The sequence below is a fragment of the Pseudomonas sp. UM16 genome, from assembly GCF_050312595.1.
Classification (GTDB): Bacteria; Pseudomonadota; Gammaproteobacteria; order Pseudomonadales; family Pseudomonadaceae; genus Aquipseudomonas.
Map to the genome: position 1 here is coordinate 139,282 of NZ_JBNPJT010000012.1, position 16,799 is coordinate 156,080.

Sequence of the window (16,799 nt, forward strand, 5' to 3'; positions counted from 1 at the left end):
GCTCGCTCACGGACGTCTTCATGCAAAATGACAGCAGCACAGTCAGGGAAATCAGGGTCTTCCTTTCCTCAACATTCAAGGATATGCAGGCCGAGCGACACTACCTGCTGACACGGGTATTTCCCGAAGTGCGTGAGGCGTGTGAAAGCCGGGGCGTGGGCTTCACTGAAATTGATCTGCGCTGGGGCATCACCGAGCAGGAAGCTGAAAAAGGCACAACCGTCGCCGTCTGCCTGAAAGAGATCGACCGCTGCCGTGAATTCCCACCGTTCTTTATCGGTTTTCTGGGCGAGCGCTACGGCTGGGTTCCAGACCAGGCGATGCTCAATGACTACCTGCAGGGTAAGGAGCTCAGCGAGTACGTCGGCAAGATCCAGACGGCGCTGGACAAGAACATCAGCGTGACTGAGCTTGAGTTTGACTACGCGCTTGAGGGGCATCAGCAGGGCCGTGCCGAAGCGTTGTTCTATTTGCGTAGCACAGCGCTGACCAGTGAATTGTACAGTCAGTCAGGCGGCGCGCAGTCCACCGATTTTTATGACCCAGGCCACGGCAAACTTGAGCTGCTCAAGCACAAGCTTCGCGCCTCAGGCGTCATCGAAATCGATAATTACGCGTCGGTTGAAGTCTTTGGTGAGTCGGTAAAGGCTCAGTTGCTGCAGGAGCTGGAGCGCCGCTACCCGGAACAGCAGGGTGCCCTGGCTTTGCTGCGCCTCCCGCACGAGAACTTCGCCAGCACGCGCCTGAAATTCTATGTGCCGCCAGCAGGGTCTTGCGAGGCGGTATTGGGCTATTGCCATAGCCGGCTGAGCGGCAAAGAAAAACGACCTGCGTTGATTATCGGTGAGCCGGGAGCAGGTAAAAGCGCCTTGATGGCTTATCTGGCACGCAACCTGCCGCGCCAGTCCGTGCTTGCAGGCGCCAGAGTCCTCGACTTTCACATCGGTGCCGATGGTAAGCGGGGTATCGATCAGTGGCTTGACGACATTCAGGTGTTGCTTGAAGGCCGCGTAACGCCAGAGCAAGCATTGACGCAAGTGCCTTCTGGAAACGAAAAGTGGCAGGCACTGGTCCAGCTGCTGTCGCGAAGCGTCGCCACGGCGCAAGGCAAGCCGCTTATTCTGCTCCTGGATGGTATCGAGCGCTTCGATAACCCAAGCCAGGTGCTGCGGCAGTTCCAGAAGCTGTCCTTGCCTGAACAGGTCATCGTCATTCTGTCGGCGACACCGAGCCTGGATGCAGGCGAGGAATCGGTCTGGCGCTATGGGCTTGAGCGCGCGGATGCTGCGCTTCTGCGCAAAATGATCGATACCTACACCCTCAACTACCGCAAGCGTTTACCGGACGCGCTGGTCAACCAGCTGATCCAGGCGCCAGCAATGACCTTGCCGGTGTACATGCGGGTTGTCCTCGAACAAATGCGCATTCGTTCGGCCCATGAGACGCTTGAGAAAGATATTCAGGGGTTGCTGAGTCATCCGGATGTTGGAAGCCTGTTCCGCTCGATGCTCACTGCGTGGGACCTTGACCTGAGCACGGCAAACCATCCGCAGGTCGTGACCCGGGCGGCACAATACCTGTGCGCTTCGCGGGCGGGGCTTTCCGAGCGCCAACTTGCCTTGCTGCTGGCAAGCGACAACGATGAGCCCGAAGGCGATAGCGGGCAAAAGCGCGCCCCGCAGCTGCTCATGAGTCGCGTGCTCTCGGTTTTGCGTCCTTACCTTGTACGCTATGAGGGGCGTGAGCAACTGATGCATTCGTCGCTGCAGTCTGCCGTCATGCAGGGTGCAGATGAAATCCTTATTCGCCAGGAAATCATTCACATCGTGGGATGGGCGAGCAATGGCCAGCATCCGTCGCTGAGTAATGCGCTGGGCAGCTTCACCCCGCTGATCATCGCCGAGCGCATTTTCCAAGCCTGTGAGCTACTTGCCCTGGATTCTGAAGACGCCGTGGCCTTGGACACGCTGCGTTGGGATCTGCAAAAGCCGCTTTGCGTCGTGGCCTGCTACCAGTCTGCCCCGGCAACCTTGATGCAAGCTTTCGCCACGCTCGGTGCTCAACAGCCAGAGCCTGCTCAGGCGATAGCGAATATCACCGCCGCCTGGAAAACCAGCTCGCCGCTCTGGTTTCCGCTGGCGGTCGAGGATCTGGCGGTTTGCAACCAGATTACCCACCAGTTCATCGACCTTTCATACAACGCGCTGTGCGAAGCCTGGTGCGCATTTGTTGCCGAATTGATTGCCGGCCGCTTTAACAACAACCTCACGCTACAGGCGCGTAACAACGCCAACCTGGCCGCGATGTACATTGCCAGTCGACGTCCGCAAGAGGCGGAACGCCTTGAACGGCAGGTGTTGGCCCAGTTTGAAGCCGCGTTCGGCAAGGACCACCCAGAAGTCGGCAAGGTGTTGGCGGTCATCGCGCTTGCCCGCTATCAGCAAGGTGATCTTGCAGAGGCGGCGAGCCTCGGGAGCAAAGCTTACAAGATCCAGTTGGCGGCTTATCCGCACGGCAATCGAGACCTGGTACAGATACTCAGCAACCTCGGCTTGACCTACAGGGACCTGGGGAAACTCGACGCGGCAGAAGCAATGCTGCTCGATGGTTTCAAAATGGCGGCTAAGGTTTTCGACGCGTTCGACATCGACTTCATTACCCTGACAGTCGTTCTGGCGGACACCTATTGTGATAAACAGGACTACATCCGAGCTCGCGCATTCGCTGCCAAAGCGCTGGAGGCTGCTGGAAACTCGCTACCCAGCTGGCATCCGACCCGCATCCACGCACTCGTGACTCATGGGAACGTGTGCGCGGGCCTGGACAAGGTCAAGGATGCTATTGAGGCCTACCAGACAGCGTACGCAATCTTTCTTGATACGGCGCCCGATGACCATCAACAGCTCTACACCCTGGAGTGCAACCTGGGGCAATTGTTGCTCAAGCAAGGCATGCTGGTTGAAGCGCAAGAAGTGCTGGGTAATGCCGTCGAGCGCAGTCGACACTTTCCTTGCGCGACCGGGGACGCCAGTAGCGCCCAGGAGATGTTCAACCAGTGCCTTACGTTCAGGTTGGACCAACAGCACCTTAAGGCTGAGCTGGCACACCGTCGGCTCATGGCCAGAGACTCGGCTACACGCTGCGGTCTGGTGATGTACTTGAACAATCTGGCCGTGGAATATAAAAACGGTGGTCAGTTCTTGATGGCGGAACAGTGCTTCCTGGCAGCCCTGGATATTGCCAAAGACTTGAGTGAGATAGACACGGCTGACCGCGCCATCGTGTTCAATGGCCTGGCGGCTTTGCGTGAAGAACAGAACCGCCTGGAGGAGGCCGAGCAGCTGTTTGTGCAAGTGTTGTATTTGCGTGAATCGGCATTTGCCAGCAACGATCAGCGCATCGCTCATTCGTGCTACCTGCTCGGCTCGGTCTACTTCAAGCAAGAGCGTTATGAGGAGGCTGAGGCCTATCTGGCGCGTGGTGTCGCAACCTTCAGAAGCGTCAGAAAGGCAGACATCCGGGCGTTTGCCGACTGCCTGAGCGTGTACGGCATGGTGCTCAAGAGAGTTGCCCGATTGGAGAACGCTCGCGCGCAGATGAAGGAGGCAATTGCGCTGTACAAGAAGTGTGGGCGTGCGGCGGCCTCAATGATTACGGGGCTTTCGCACGAGATTCACGAGATCAACATGCAACTTGGCGATGCCGCTGCAGTACCCGGCGGTGGGGCGACACCGAACTGGTGGAAACCCTGGACCTGGTAATCGAGCCTCACAACTAAAGGACGCGACGTTGGTGGAAATCCCCTTTGCTCAAATCAGCGAGCGTTTGAACAATCGCCGCTTCGCGGTGGCGGGCTGTCGTTCGTATGGGGCCGGGAGTCGAGCTACGTCGAGTGTGATGCGTAGCGGTTAACGACCTGCAGCGACTCCGCCAGGCGTCGTCAGTTCAATACGATGATCTTCGACACCAACTCCGCACTGTTCTTTGCCTGCAACTTCTTCATCAACCGCGCACGGTGCACCTCCACCGTGCGGTGCGAAATAGCCAGTTTGCGCCCGATCTCCTTGCAGGTCAGGCCGTTGACGATATGCGCAGAGATTTCCCGCTCCCTGGGCGTGAGGTTGACCGTGGGCCGAAATACCCGGTCCATGCGTTCGAAGTGCCACACCATCAACTGAAAGGGATCTTCCGGGGTCAGGGTGTAGCCGTTGGCCCGCGTCCAGAACACTTCGCCGCTGCGGTGCTGCATAAAGCGCTCATCCGAATACGCACCATTCTTGGCATGGCGCAGCCAGCTCAGGCTGCGTTCGCCAATGGCGTGGTAGTCCGCCTTTGAGGGATAGAGCTTGAGGATCAGTTCGCCCAGCAGGTCGTCGCGCTGGTAGCCGAACAGGCTCTGGAAGGCTTCGTTGAGGTCGAGCATGCGCCGGTTGCCGGTGATCACTTGCGGTGCAGGCGATACCTGGAAGGCCAGGCGTTCAAGGTCTTGCAGTTGTCGGGCTGGGTCGGTCATGGCGCAGGCCTCCCGCATGCTGATGATGTGTTGCCTCGCAGTATCCATCAGTCGGGCTACTCATCCCTATACGTAGTTGCACGAATAGCGAGGGCTTTGGGGTTGGGGCCATTGTAAGGAACGCCTGTTCAACCAGAAGGATAAAAACCATGGCTACCGATTCTGTCAGCATCGTCGCCGCCGCGCATTCGCGGTTTGGCCGCCTCGGCGACGCTACCCTGGAAGACCTGATTGTCGGCGTCACCCGTGCCGCCCTGGCGGATGCTGAGGTGGCGGCGTCGGAGGTCGATGCGCTGTTTCTCGGCCATTTCAATTCAGGGCTGGTGCCTGACGGGTTTGCGGCTTCGTTGATGTTGCAGGCCGATCCGGAATTACGCTTCAAACCGGCTACCCGCTGCGAGAATGCTTGTGCCTCTGGCGCGGCAGCGATTCAGGCGGGGATCAATGCGATTCTGTCTGGCAGCGCAGACCTGGTACTGGTGGTGGGGGTGGAGAAGATGACCTCCAACTCCACTGCGCAAGTGACTCAAGCCCTGGCCGGAGCGGGTTATCAGCATGATGTGGAAGAAGCAGGGCTGAGCTTCCCACAGTTGTTCGGGCTGGCTGCCGCACAGTACGAGCAGCTTTTTCAGAGCCCGCTGGCGGCCATGGCCGCCATTGCCGCGAAGAATCACGCTAATGCCATGGCCAACCCCTTGGCGCAGATGCACAAGGCAATGAGTTTCGAACACTGCAATACAGTGTCTGACAGCAATCCCTGCATCGCCCAGCCGCTGCGTTTGACCGACTGTTCGCTGGTCACCGATGGCGCGGCGGCGATTGTCTTGGCCTCAGCCAAGCGCGCCAAGCAGTTCCGCCGTGAGGTGGCGATGCGCAGTATGGTCCAGGTCAACGACTTTCTGCCGCTGTCGCAGCGTAACTTGCTGGCTTTCGAGGGGCCGCAACGGGCGATACAGACAGCCTTGGACAAGGCGCAGGTGACCCTCGCCGATCTGGATTTTGCTGAGGTACACGACTGTTTCACCATCGCCGAATTACTCATCTATGAAGCCATGGGCCTGGCACCGCACGGTCAGGGCCATCGGGCGTTGGAGGAGGGTATTGTTCAGCACGGCGGCACGTTGCCGGTGAACCTCTCTGGCGGTCTCAAAGCCAAAGGGCATCCAGTGGGGGCGACAGGGGTGTCGATGCACGCTCTGGCGTTTGGTCAGTTGACGGGAGATCCGATTGGCCTGGCGGCGCCGAATGCCGAGTTCGGCTTGCTGTTCAACATGGGCGGGATGGCGGTGGCCAACTACGCCTCGGTGCTGCAAGCGCGGAGGGCGTGACCGTGAATATTGCCAATTGGTTGCACGCTGCCGCCCAGCGCTGGCCCCAGCGCCCGGCGTTGTTCGAGGGGGCTCGGCAGGTTGCCGACTACCAAGGTTTCGCCGCTAACGTGCGTGGCTTGGCCCATGAACTGGTGCACGAACACGGGGTCGAGCCGGGGGATCGCGTGGCACTGTTCATGAAGAACTGCTGCGAGTATCTGGAGTTGATGTATGCGGTGTGGTGGATCGGTGCCGTAGTGGTGCCGATCAACTGTAAGCTGCACCGCAGTGAGGCCGGCTGGATTGTCGACAACGCTCAGGCGCGGGTGATCTTTACCGATGACGGCCAGGTGTTTGCGCCAGGCGAGCTGGCCCTGAACTGCCGCGAGTTGGCCGGACGTGGACGGGAGGTGGAGGGCGCAGGCGATCATCAAACCACACCTTACCTGTGCAAGACTGATCATCTGGCCTGGCTATTTTACACCTCCGGCACCACCGGGCGCTCCAAGGGGGTGATGCTGTCCCACGGCAACCTGGTGGCCATGTCGCTGTGTTATCCGCTGGATGTCGATGCGGTCAGCGCCAAGGACGCCGTGGTGTATGCCGCGCCGATGTCCCATGGCGCCGGGCTGTACAACTTTATTCATGTGCGCTGTGGTGCCCGGCATGTGCTGCCGCAATCGCGTGGTTTCAATGCTGATGAGCTGTTCGAACTGGCCACCCAGTTGGGCGATGTGACGTTGTTTGCAGCGCCAACCATGGTCAAGCGCATGGTCGAGCAGGCACGGCTGTCGGGCTATGCCGGTGAAGGCCTCAAAACCATCGTCTACGGTGGTGCGCCGATGTACCTGGCCGACCTGCAGGCCGCCGTCAGTACCTTCGGCCCGCGCCTGGTGCAGATCTACGGCCAGGGTGAGAGCCCAATGACCATCAGCGCGTTGCCCCGCGAGTTGATCGCCGATCGTCAGCGCCCAGACTGGGCACGTATCGTTTCGTCGGTGGGGCTGGCGCATTCCTGCGTGCAGCTTCGCGTGCTCGACGCGCAACTGTGCCCGCTAGCCGCAGGGCAACCGGGCCAGATCGCCGTGCGCGGGCCGACGGTGATGCATGGCTACTGGCGCAATGAAGCCGCAACCGGTGAGGCGTTGGTCGATGGCTGGTTACTGACGGGTGATATCGGTTACCTCGACGATCAGGGCTACCTGACCCTCACCGATCGCTGCAAGGACGTGATCATCTCCGGCGGTAGCAACGTGTACCCGCGCGAGGTAGAAGAGGTGCTGGCGCTGCACCCACAGGTGTTCGAGGTGTGCGTGGTCGGCGAAGCGGACGCGCAGTGGGGCGAGTCAGTGGTGGCTTTTGTGGTTACCCGTGATAACCAGCCATTGGATGAGCGTTCGCTCACCGCCTGGTTCACCGAGCGCATGGCCTCGTTCAAAAAACCGAAGAAGTACCTGTTCCTCGACGAGCTGCCGAAGAACAGCTACGGCAAGGTGCTCAAAACCACACTGCGTCAAGGGCTGCAGGAGGCTGCCGACACTGTTGTTGCCCCGTGAGGGGCGCCCCCGGGACTGTTTTCCATCAATAAGAACAAGACAGGAATACCTCTATGGCAACGCATCAGCACAACCCGGCCCGGCAACGGCGGCGCGCCTTTATTGGCGCCACTTCAGGGCATCTGATCGAATGGTATGACTATGGCGTCTATGGCTTTCTGGCGGTGTACATCGGCCAAGCGTTCTTCGTCTCCGACGACCCGACCACCAGTTTGCTCAGCAGCTTTGCCGCCTTCGCCCTGAGCTTTTTCATCCGGCCCTTGGGCGGGTTGTTCTTTGGGCCGTTGGCCGACAAGATCGGCCGGCGCAAAACCTTGATCACCGTGCTGGTGATGATGGCGGGCTCTACCTGCCTGTTGGGTTTGCTGCCCACCTATGCCTCCATCGGCATTGCCGCGCCGATCTTGTTGGTGCTGATTCGTTGTGTGCAGGGTTTCTCTGCCGGCGGTGAGATCGGCACCATCACCAGCTTTATTTCCGAATATGCCGGGCCTGGACGGCGGGGTTTTTCCACCTGCTGGCTGATGGTTACCGCCGTACTGGGGCTGGTGCTCGGCGGCGTGGTCGCCAATGGCATGACCTGGATGCTGGGCGCCGACCTGATGCAGGCCTGGGGCTGGCGCATTCCCTTCCTGGTGGCCGGGCCTATGGGGCTGATCTCGATGTACATCCGTCTCAAGCTCGAAGACAGCCCGGAGTTTCTCGCCCTGCAGAAAGCCGGCGAAACCTCCAAGGCGCCGCTGCGGGAAGTCTGGCAGTGGAAGCGGGCGATCACCCTGGTGTTCTTCATCATCACCCTGCACAGCTCGATCTTCTATCTGGTGCTGACCTTCGCTTCCACCTACATGTCGCGGATCCTCAAGTTCGACAGTGGCACCACCTTGCTCTACGTGTTCATTGCCAGCCTGTCAGCGGCGTTCGTCATGCCGTTTGGCGGCATGTTCACCGACAAGTACGGGCGTAAACCGTTCTTGATGGTGGTAGGTGTGTTGGCGACGCTGGCGATGTTCTGGTTCTTCAAGGCTGCGCCCACGGCCACGCCGGCGTCATTCTTCTGGCCGTTGATGGCGGTGGCGATTTTTTTCGGGCTGTATGCCTCGTCTACCTACGCAACCATGAGTGAACTGTTGCCTACGCGAATTCGCTCCACAGGGATTGCGGTGGCTTACAACATTCCTGTGGCGGTGTTTGGCGGCAGTGCGCCGCTGATTTCGACCTGGCTGATTCAGCAGACCGGGGATATTTCCTCGCCGTGGTACTTCTACATCGGTACCGGGATTGTGTCGCTGATCGCTTTGGTGGCGTTGCGTAAGGAGGATTTTGTCGCGTGCCATGGCATGGCTGAAGGCGTGCATGCACCTGCATCGCCCCTGGGTTCAACGGCCACCGCAACGATGTCGTCGATGCGTAGCACTTGACTCAGTGGCCGTCATCCAGGCGCTCAAGGTGTCTGGATGACGGCGGTTGCACAGTGGGTTGCGGCCTTGTAACGCGTCGGCCCTTATCCATCTGATCCGTATAAATCCCCCAAACCTGAATCTGTAACTCAATACACCCCAGCGCCATAGTAACGGCCTCCGTGATGAGGTCCGAACCATGTATCAGTATGACGAGTATGACCGTGCGCTGGTGTTCGAGCGCGTGGCGCAGTTTCGCGATCAGGTGCAGCGTTTCATGGGCGGCGAGCTGAGTGAAGAAGAGTTCCTGCCCCTGCGTCTGCAAAACGGCCTGTACCTGCAAAAGCACGCCTATATGCTGCGCGTGGCGATTCCCTATGGCACCCTCGGCGCCCGCCAGATGCGCACCCTGGCGCAGATCGCCCGCGACTACGATCGCGGCTATGGCCATTTCACTACCCGCCAGAACATTCAATTCAACTGGATCGAGCTGGCCCAGGTGCCCGACATTCTCCAACGCCTGGCCGAGGTCGAGATGCACGCCATCCAGACCTCCGGCAACTGTGTGCGCAACATCACCACCGAAGCCTTCGCCGGGGTCGCCGCCGATGAGCTGCTCGACCCACGGCCGCTGGCCGAAATCCTGCGTCAGTGGTCGACGATCAACCCGGAATTCTTGTTCCTGCCACGCAAGTTCAAAATCGCTATCTGCTCGGCCGTAGAAGACCGCGCGGCGATCATGATGCACGACATCGGCCTGTACCTTTACCGCGACGAGCAGGGGCAGATGTGCCTGCGGGTCATGGTTGGCGGCGGCTTGGGACGCACGCCGATTCTCGGCCTGCAGATCCGCGAAGGCCTGCCCTGGCAGCATCTGCTGTCGTATGTCGAGGCGATTCTGCGCGTCTACAATCGCCACGGTCGACGCGACAACAAGTACAAGGCGCGAATCAAGATTCTGGTCAAAGCCTTGGGCATCGAGGCCTTCGCGCAGGAAGTTGAGCAGGAGTGGCAACACATCAAGGATGGCCCGGCGCAGCTCACTGAAGATGAGTTCCAGCGTGTGGCTGCTGCCTTTGAACCGCCGCCTTACGCCAGTGTGATCGACAGTGAGCTGAAGTACGAAACCCACCTGGCCCAGGACCACGCCTTCGCGCGCTGGGTGTCGTGCTGTGTCAAAGCGCACAAGGTTCCTGGCTATGCCAGCGTGGTGCTGTCTACCAAGCCTGGCGCCGCCTCGCCACCGGGCGACCTGACCGCCGCGCAGATGGAGGCGGTAGCGGATTGGTCCGAGCAGTTTGGCTTCGGCGAAATCCGTATTGCCCATGAACAGAACCTGATCCTTCCAGACGTGCGCAAGCAGGACCTGCACGCGTTGTGGCGCCTGGCCTGCGAGCGCGACCTGGGTACCGCCAACATTAGTTTGCTGACTGACATCATCGCCTGCCCCGGCGGCGACTTCTGCGCCCTGGCCAACGCCAAGTCGATCCCGATTGCCCAGTCGATCCAGCGCTGCTTCGAGGACCTGGACTACCTGCATGACCTCGGCGAACTGAGCCTGAACATCTCCGGTTGCATCAATGCCTGTGGCCATCACCACATCGGCAACATCGGCATCCTTGGCGTCGATAAGAACGGTAGTGAGTGGTACCAGGTGACCCTGGGGGGCGCGCAGGGCAAGCACAGTACCTTGGGTAAAGTCATCGGCCCGTCCTTCAGCGCCGCCGAAATTCCGAGTGTCATCGAGCAGATCATCGCCACCTACTGCGCCTATCGCGAGCTGGACGAGCCCTTTGTCGACACCGTGCGCCGCGTTGGCCTGGAGCCGTTCAAGGAACGGGTGTATGCCAAGCGCCCAGAGGAGCTGATATGCGTAATGTGATCGCCTTGCGCAACGGCGAGGCGCAGCGGCTGAGTGAGGATGCCTGGCAGTTGGTGCGCGAGCCGGTAACGGCCTTGCCCGAGGGCTTGCTGATTGTGCCGCTCAACACCTGGCTGGCACAGCCCAATGGTCGTAATGGCCTTTGGTTGGGGCCGGATGACGAGATTGAAACGTTGCAGCCGTGGCTACCTCATGTGCCGCTGATCGCCATTGATTTCCCCAGCTTTCGCGATGGCCGCGGCTACAGCCAGGCCTACCTGTTACGGACCCGGCTCGGCTGGCAGGGTGAGTTGCGCGCCATTGGTGATGTGCTGCGCGATCAACTCAGCCATATGCGCCAATGCGGTTTCGACAGCTTCGCGGTGCGCGAAGATAAGTGCGCCGAGGACGCACTGAAGGGGCTGGCGGGGATGAGCGTGTTGTATGGGCGTTCGGTGATCGAACCGCGCCCGCTGTTTCGTCGCCGCTAGCGGGGCGATAGCCGGACGGCTCCAGGCCAGCGCAGCGAGCCTTTCACTGCTTTGTTGAAAACTCCTACTCAGTTCAAAGGGCTTTCCGATTGGTAAGCCTTTTCTGTAGGAATACGCTGGCGGCGTGTTAACTAAACGGCTGTCGCCGATGTTCAGCTTTTCCCACCTTCTGTTGTGTATCACGCATAGGTTGCGCTGATTATCCCTCCGGTTCCCAGACCTATCGACCTAGCTATTGCCCTGTGCTGCAGGGCAACGCAGGTGTCTGCGTGCTTGAAAGGTGTGCGAGCTGATTAAACGCTGTAATGGAGTCAATTTATGGTTGTAAAACGCACCTCAAAACACCTGGCCGCGTCCGGCCTGATGGTGGCGCTGCTCGCCACGCTTAGCGGCTGTGCCAGTGTTGTAGCCCCTGGCGAACAGGTCGAGTTGACCCGCAATGCAGTCAGTCGCGCAGTCACCGCCGACGCGACGCAGTTTGCCCCGGTGGAAATGCAATCCGCCCAAGACAAGCTCAATCTGCTCGAGCGCGCATTGGGTCAACAGGACTTCGCCCAGGCACGCTTGCTTGCCGAGCAAGCTGAAGCCGATGCCAACCTGGCCGAACGCAAAGCGCGTGCCCAGCGGGCCAAGCAACAGCTCACAGAAGCCCGGCAGGGCATCGAGGTGCTCAAGCAGGAAATGCTGCAAGCCCCCGACGCCATTGTTCCGCTTAGCCAATAAGGAGCGCTTTTATGCAATTCAAACACCTGCTTATCGCCTCAGCGGCAGGCCTGATGCTCAGTGCCTGTGGTACCACGCCGGAAAATGCCGGTTTGCTGGAGGCGCGCGAGCACTTCAGTGCGCTGCAAAGCAAGCCTGAATCCAGCCGCCTGGCGGCGTTGGAAACCAAAGCGGCCTTTACCGCCCTGGGGCAGGCAGAGCTTGCCTCGATCAAGGATCGCAAGGCACCTGAGGTCGAACAGTTGGCCTACCTGGCCAATCAGAAAATTGCCATTGCCGAACAGACCATCGACCTGCGCCTGGCCGAAACCGGCCTGCAGAGTATCGAGGCACAACGCACCCAGGCGCGTCTGGATGTGCGTACCGCCCAGCTCAAGGCGTTGCAGCAACTCAATGCCAAGCAGACTGATCGTGGTGCGGTAATTACCTTCGGTGATGTGTTGTTCGATACCGCTCGGGCCGAGCTCAAGGCTGGCAGCCTGCGTAACCTGGATCAGCTGGCCGAGTACTTGCGGGCAAACCCAGAGCGTAAGGTACGGGTCGAAGGCTTCACCGATTCTACCGGTGGCGATGAGTTCAACCGGCAGTTGTCAGAGCGTCGGGCTGCTGCTGTGGCCAATGCCTTGCGCCGTGCTGGCGTCGCACCGGAGCGGGTGAGGGTGGCCGGTTACGGCAAAGAGTATCCGGTGGCGTCGAATGCCGATGCGCAGTCGCGTCAACTCAATCGCCGAGTGGAAGTGATCATTTCTCACGGCAGTAATGCGGTCAGCGACCGCAGCTGATGGCACAGCGGGCCCATCCTGGTGATGGGCCCATTCAAACCATTAGAAAACGTGACGCAACACCCAGTACAACCCACCTGACAGCATAATCGCCGCTGGCAAGGTCAACACCCAGGCCATCAGCAGGTTGACGATGGTCTTCATCTGCAGGCCAGAGCCATTGGCCACCATTGTTCCGGCTACCCCCGAGGAAAGCACATGGGTGGTCGAGACCGGCAGCCCATACATATCCGCGACGCCGATGGTGCACATTGCCACCAACTCGGCTGAAGCCCCTTGAGCGTAGGTCAGGTGGGTCTTGCCGATCTTTTCGCCGACGGTGACGACGATGCGTCGCCAACCCACCATGGTGCCCAGGCCAAGGGCGATGGCCACGGATATCTTGACCCATAGCGGAATGTAGCGGGTGGCGTCGTCTAGCTGGCGCTTGAACAGCTGCACATGGGCGCGGGCATCGGCATTGAATTCGACCAATTGGTGCTTGTCGATCAGGCGAATGGTTTCGCTGGTCAGGTACATGTCGTTGCGCACGTTGGCCATGGCCTCGGCGGGCACTCGGTTCAACGAGCCGTAGCCGGCGACTTCAGCACCGATGGCACCGGCCAGGGCGGCCAGCGCTGGCACCAGTTCTGGCGTGGCCTGGGGCTGGCGAATAAATTCGGTCAGGGTTGCTCTAGGGTCTTTGCTCAACAGTTGCGGGGTGCCGCGCTGCAAGGCGTGTTGGGTGGCTTCAGCCACCGCGGCAAACTGCAGCGATTGCTCGGCGGGCATGGTGCGGTTCAGGGCGTAGGCCATGGGCAGGGTGCCCACCAGGATCAGCATGATCAAGCCCATGCCTTTCTGGCCATCATTGGAGCCGTGGGCGAAGGACACCCCGGTGCAGGTCAGGATCAGCACACCGCGAATCCACCACGGCGGTGGTGTATTGCCGACCGGCGCTTGGTACAGCTCGCGGCGTTTGACCAGATGGCGCAGAGCCAGCAGCAGCAGCGCAGCGCAGGCGAACCCGACCAGCGGTGACAACAACAGCGAATAGCCCACTTTGCTGGCTTGGGCCCAGTCGACACCGCTGCTGCCATCGCGGCCATGCATTAAGGCGTTGGCCACACCAACGCCGATGATCGAGCCGATCAGGGTGTGTGAAGAGGAGGCCGGCAGGCCCAGCCACCAAGTCCCCAGGTTCCAGATGATCGCCGACAGCAGCAGGGCGAACACCATGGAGAACCCGGCTGCGGAGCCGACCTTGAGCATCAGCTCCACCGGTAACAGGGCAATGATGCCGAAGGCTACCGCGCCGCTGGACAGCAGTACGCCGAGAAAATTGAAAAATCCAGACCAGACCACTGCTACCGAGGCCGGTAGCGAATGGGTATAGATCACCGTCGCGACGGCGTTGGCGGTGTCATGAAAGCCGTTGACGAACTCGAAGCCCAGGGCAATCACCAAGGCCAGCCCGAGTAACAGGAACGGGGTCCAGGTGGTGACTACCGTGCCACTGGCATCGATGTCGTGCACCAGGCTCCAGGCCGTAAACAACAGCCCGGCCAGGAGCAGGCCGAAGAACAGGATCAGGGTACTGCGACCGGGCTTGTGGTGCAGGCGCGGCCGTGGATCAGATGCGGCCGGCGATGAATCGCTGGCCAGCGTCGGGGTAGTCATGATGACTCCGGGTTACGTTACCTCAGACGGTTAGGATAAAAAAACACGCGGATTTCGACCTGATCCTAGTCAATGAAAGAACTAGGCTAGTAGAAAAGCCGGAGATGTGCGGATGATTCGCTGCAAGCGTGTCTATGATCCCCTTGAGGCTGAAGACGGTCAGCGTGTACTGGTCGACCGTTTGTGGCCGCGCAACACGCGCAAGGATCAGCTGCAGGCGTTGTGGTTGCCAGAGGTGGCGCCTTCGGCCGCCTTGCGTCAGGCCTTTCATAACGCTGAATTGGACTTTGCCGGTTTTGCCCGGCGCTATCGGCAAGAGCTGACAGCGCAGCCCGGGCATTGGTGGAAGCTGCTGGAGATGGCCGGCAAGGGTGACCTGACCTTGCTATATGCTGGCAAGGACACCGCGCACAACAATGCCTTGGTACTGGCCCAGTGGCTGGAGGATGAACTGGAGCGCCACGGGCCGATGAGTTCGCCGGTGTGTTATGCCACAGAATTGAAAACCTGAAAGCAAGGGCTGCTGTCGCAGCCCATCGCCGGCAAGACCGGCTCCTACACGGCCCAACCTGGACCCCCATGCCCCTACAGCTCACCCCCGCCACCGACCAATACTGCGCCTTCGCCCGTGACCTCACCCGCCGGGCAATGATGCGCTACTACCACGAGTTCGACCTGTTGTGGATCGAAGAGGCCTTCGACCAGGCCTGGCGCTGGCGCGAGCAATGGTTGGTGGTCGAGGACGACAAGGTCCTGGGCTTTTGCAGCCTCAGCCAGGACCGTCAAGCCCTGTACATCCGCGAGCTGCATTTGCTCGAGAGCGAACGGGGGCGGGGTGTGGGGGGGCAGGTACTGGAGCTGCTGGCCGCTTGGGCTGACGAACGGCGTCTACCGCTGCTGCGCCTGACGGTGTTCAAAAGCAACCCGGCGCAGGCCTTGTACCGACGCCGGGGATTCGAAGCAATGGGTGAGGATGAATGCTTCGTGCGCATGCAACGGGCTATTGGCTAGCGCTTTGCACGCACAGCGGGTTACTCGGGGCAAGCGCTTGAGCGACCTGATTGACACGTACCACACAGCCCTGACGCTGAGTCGCATCAAGCAGCGGCCCCTGCACGCTGAGCAAGTCACCAATCAGCAGGTTCTGCAGCAGCGGCTTGCCTTCGAAACGATTGGGCCCAAGTACCACCTGCTGCAAGCCTTCGACCCGCACCACCGCTTTGCCAGCCTTGCCCAGGGTGTTGCCACTGAGGGTCAAGGGCCCTGCCAGCGGCGCGGCATTACGCAGGCTGATGGCATATTCCGGGGTATTGCCGATGCGGTTGTTGACCAGCGTCGCGCCGCTGACTTCGCTGGCATCCACGGCGCTGCCCTGGCTGTTGCCGATCAGGTTGTCCTCGATCAACAGCGGTGCCTGCGCTGTGGGCGCCAGGTTGCGCAATTGCAGGCCGTTGCCACGGCTGTCACCGATCAGGTTGGCGCTGAGCAGCACAGCGCCACGCTGGTCGCTGATTTCGATAGCGGCTTTGTGCGCGCCGAGGATCAAGTTGCGCTCGACCCGCGCCACGCTTTGTCCGCGCAGGCGGATGCCGCTGTTGTTGTCGATGCCGCGCAGTTGGTTGTTGACCAAGTTGACCTGGCTGTCGCGCACATCAATGGCGTACTGCTGGGACTGCTCGAAGCGGCTGTCGTTGATCTGCGCCTGACTGTGCTGCAGCTCCACGGCGCTGGACAGCTCGTTGAACTGGCTGTTACGCACGATCAACGTAGCCTTGGCCGTGCTCGGCGCCTGTTGGCTGCTCAGTGCGGTGGTCAGGCCGCGGGACAGGTTGGCGTTGTAGCCCAGGCGTTCGAATGTCGAGCCGATTACCTGGGTATGACTTCCCGCCCAGGCCACCACGAAGGGGCGCCAGGCGCGGTCAGTGCTGCTCGGCTTGTCGCCAGCGACGCTTTCCAGGCGTGACTGGTTCAGGCCCAGCCAGCCCTGGTTGATCAGCGCGGTGCCGGAGAAGGTGTACAGGTACAGGCTGGTGCCTTCGAGCACCAGGCCGCCATCGCTGCCGATTATCAGCGGATAGCTGAGCAGGTAGCCGTCTTTGTAGGGCTTGAGGATCCGTGGGTTGTTCAGGGCTGTGTGCAGTTGCGCCAGGGTGATGCTGCCGCCACGAATTTCTACCACCTGTGGGTGGTGGGCCTGATAACCGGCAATGGCGCGGAACAGGCCATTGTTGACGAACGGCTCGAACGGCCAGCTGCCGGTCTGCGCCGAGAACATCGGTTGCAGGCTGACCCTGGCGCGCCCGGCCGGGCGCGGGCGTTCCTTGACCTGTAGTTGCACGGCCTCAAGGGCGTGTTGCTGCAGCTGCTGCAATTGCGCGTGGTGCTCGCTGGTGCTGATCACGCTCAGCGACTGCTGCAGCGGCAGGCTTTGGCTGGCGGCCTGGAGGGTGCCTGCATACAGCAAGGCAGCAAGGCAAAGGGGAAGAGGGCGCATGGCCATGGCGATT

General features: G+C 60.5%; 13 protein-coding genes. 10 read left to right on the forward strand and 3 right to left on the reverse strand.

Annotated elements, in window-relative coordinates; all coding sequences use genetic code 11:
- Positions 1–20: 20 nt before the first annotated feature.
- Positions 21–3,761, forward strand: coding sequence for a tetratricopeptide repeat protein (locus tag ACQRAX_RS16225; RefSeq protein ID WP_412039424.1), 3,741 nt, complete (start codon positions 21–23; stop codon positions 3,759–3,761).
- Between the two features lie 179 nt (positions 3,762–3,940).
- Here the strand turns inward: ACQRAX_RS16225 and ACQRAX_RS16230 are convergent, their stop codons facing one another.
- Positions 3,941–4,513, reverse strand: coding sequence for a LuxR C-terminal-related transcriptional regulator (locus ACQRAX_RS16230; RefSeq protein WP_101292881.1), 573 nt, complete (start codon positions 4,511–4,513; stop codon positions 3,941–3,943).
- Positions 4,514–4,662: 149 nt separating this feature from the next.
- On the opposite strand from ACQRAX_RS16230, the gene ACQRAX_RS16235 reads away from it, so the two are divergent.
- The 7 genes from ACQRAX_RS16235 (at position 4,663) to ACQRAX_RS16265 (ending at position 12,633) form a co-directional block, all read left to right on the forward strand.
- Positions 4,663–5,841, forward strand: a complete 1,179-nt coding sequence (locus tag ACQRAX_RS16235; protein WP_412039423.1) for a thiolase domain-containing protein — start codon at positions 4,663–4,665, stop codon at positions 5,839–5,841.
- Between the two features lie 2 nt (positions 5,842–5,843).
- Positions 5,844–7,379: a class I adenylate-forming enzyme family protein gene (locus ACQRAX_RS16240; protein WP_412039422.1), complete on the forward strand. Its 1,536-nt coding sequence runs from the start codon at positions 5,844–5,846 to the stop codon at positions 7,377–7,379.
- Positions 7,380–7,432: 53 nt separating this feature from the next.
- The gene (locus tag ACQRAX_RS16245; RefSeq protein WP_412039421.1) at positions 7,433–8,797 is read left to right on the forward strand and encodes an MFS transporter; all 1,365 of its coding nucleotides are present in this window, start codon (positions 7,433–7,435) and stop codon (positions 8,795–8,797) included.
- Between the two features lie 178 nt (positions 8,798–8,975).
- The gene (locus ACQRAX_RS16250; RefSeq protein WP_412039420.1) at positions 8,976–10,658 is read left to right on the forward strand and encodes a nitrite/sulfite reductase; all 1,683 of its coding nucleotides are present in this window, start codon (positions 8,976–8,978) and stop codon (positions 10,656–10,658) included.
- A complete protein-coding gene (locus tag ACQRAX_RS16255; protein ID WP_412039419.1) occupies positions 10,646–11,128 on the forward strand; it encodes a DUF934 domain-containing protein in 483 nt (160 codons plus the stop codon). Before ACQRAX_RS16250 ends, ACQRAX_RS16255 begins: the two co-directional genes overlap by 13 nt.
- Before the next feature lie 318 nt (positions 11,129–11,446).
- Complete coding sequence (locus ACQRAX_RS16260) at positions 11,447–11,851, forward strand: DUF4398 domain-containing protein (protein ID WP_412039418.1); 405 nt, start codon at positions 11,447–11,449, stop codon at positions 11,849–11,851.
- A gap of 11 nt (positions 11,852–11,862) precedes the next feature.
- Entirely contained in the window at positions 11,863–12,633 is a 771-nt protein-coding gene (locus tag ACQRAX_RS16265) for an OmpA family protein (RefSeq protein ID WP_412039417.1), read from the forward strand.
- Positions 12,634–12,675: 42 nt separating this feature from the next.
- Here the strand turns inward: ACQRAX_RS16265 and ACQRAX_RS16270 are convergent, their stop codons facing one another.
- The gene (locus ACQRAX_RS16270) at positions 12,676–14,292 is read right to left on the reverse strand and encodes an inorganic phosphate transporter (protein ID WP_412039416.1); all 1,617 of its coding nucleotides are present in this window, start codon (positions 14,290–14,292) and stop codon (positions 12,676–12,678) included.
- Between the two features lie 112 nt (positions 14,293–14,404).
- On the opposite strand from ACQRAX_RS16270, the gene ACQRAX_RS16275 reads away from it, so the two are divergent.
- Both ACQRAX_RS16275 and ACQRAX_RS16280 read left to right on the forward strand, forming a co-directional pair.
- The gene (locus ACQRAX_RS16275; RefSeq protein WP_412039415.1) at positions 14,405–14,803 is read left to right on the forward strand and encodes a DUF488 domain-containing protein; all 399 of its coding nucleotides are present in this window, start codon (positions 14,405–14,407) and stop codon (positions 14,801–14,803) included.
- Between the two features lie 68 nt (positions 14,804–14,871).
- A complete protein-coding gene (locus ACQRAX_RS16280; protein ID WP_412039414.1) occupies positions 14,872–15,303 on the forward strand; it encodes a GNAT family N-acetyltransferase in 432 nt (143 codons plus the stop codon).
- Here ACQRAX_RS16280 and ACQRAX_RS16285 read toward each other — a convergent pair.
- Positions 15,293–16,792 (reverse strand): right-handed parallel beta-helix repeat-containing protein, encoded by a 1,500-nt coding sequence (locus ACQRAX_RS16285; protein ID WP_412039413.1) that lies wholly within the window; start codon positions 16,790–16,792, stop codon positions 15,293–15,295. The two genes, ACQRAX_RS16280 and ACQRAX_RS16285, sit on opposite strands and share 11 nt — an antisense overlap.
- Positions 16,793–16,799 lie beyond the last annotated feature (7 nt).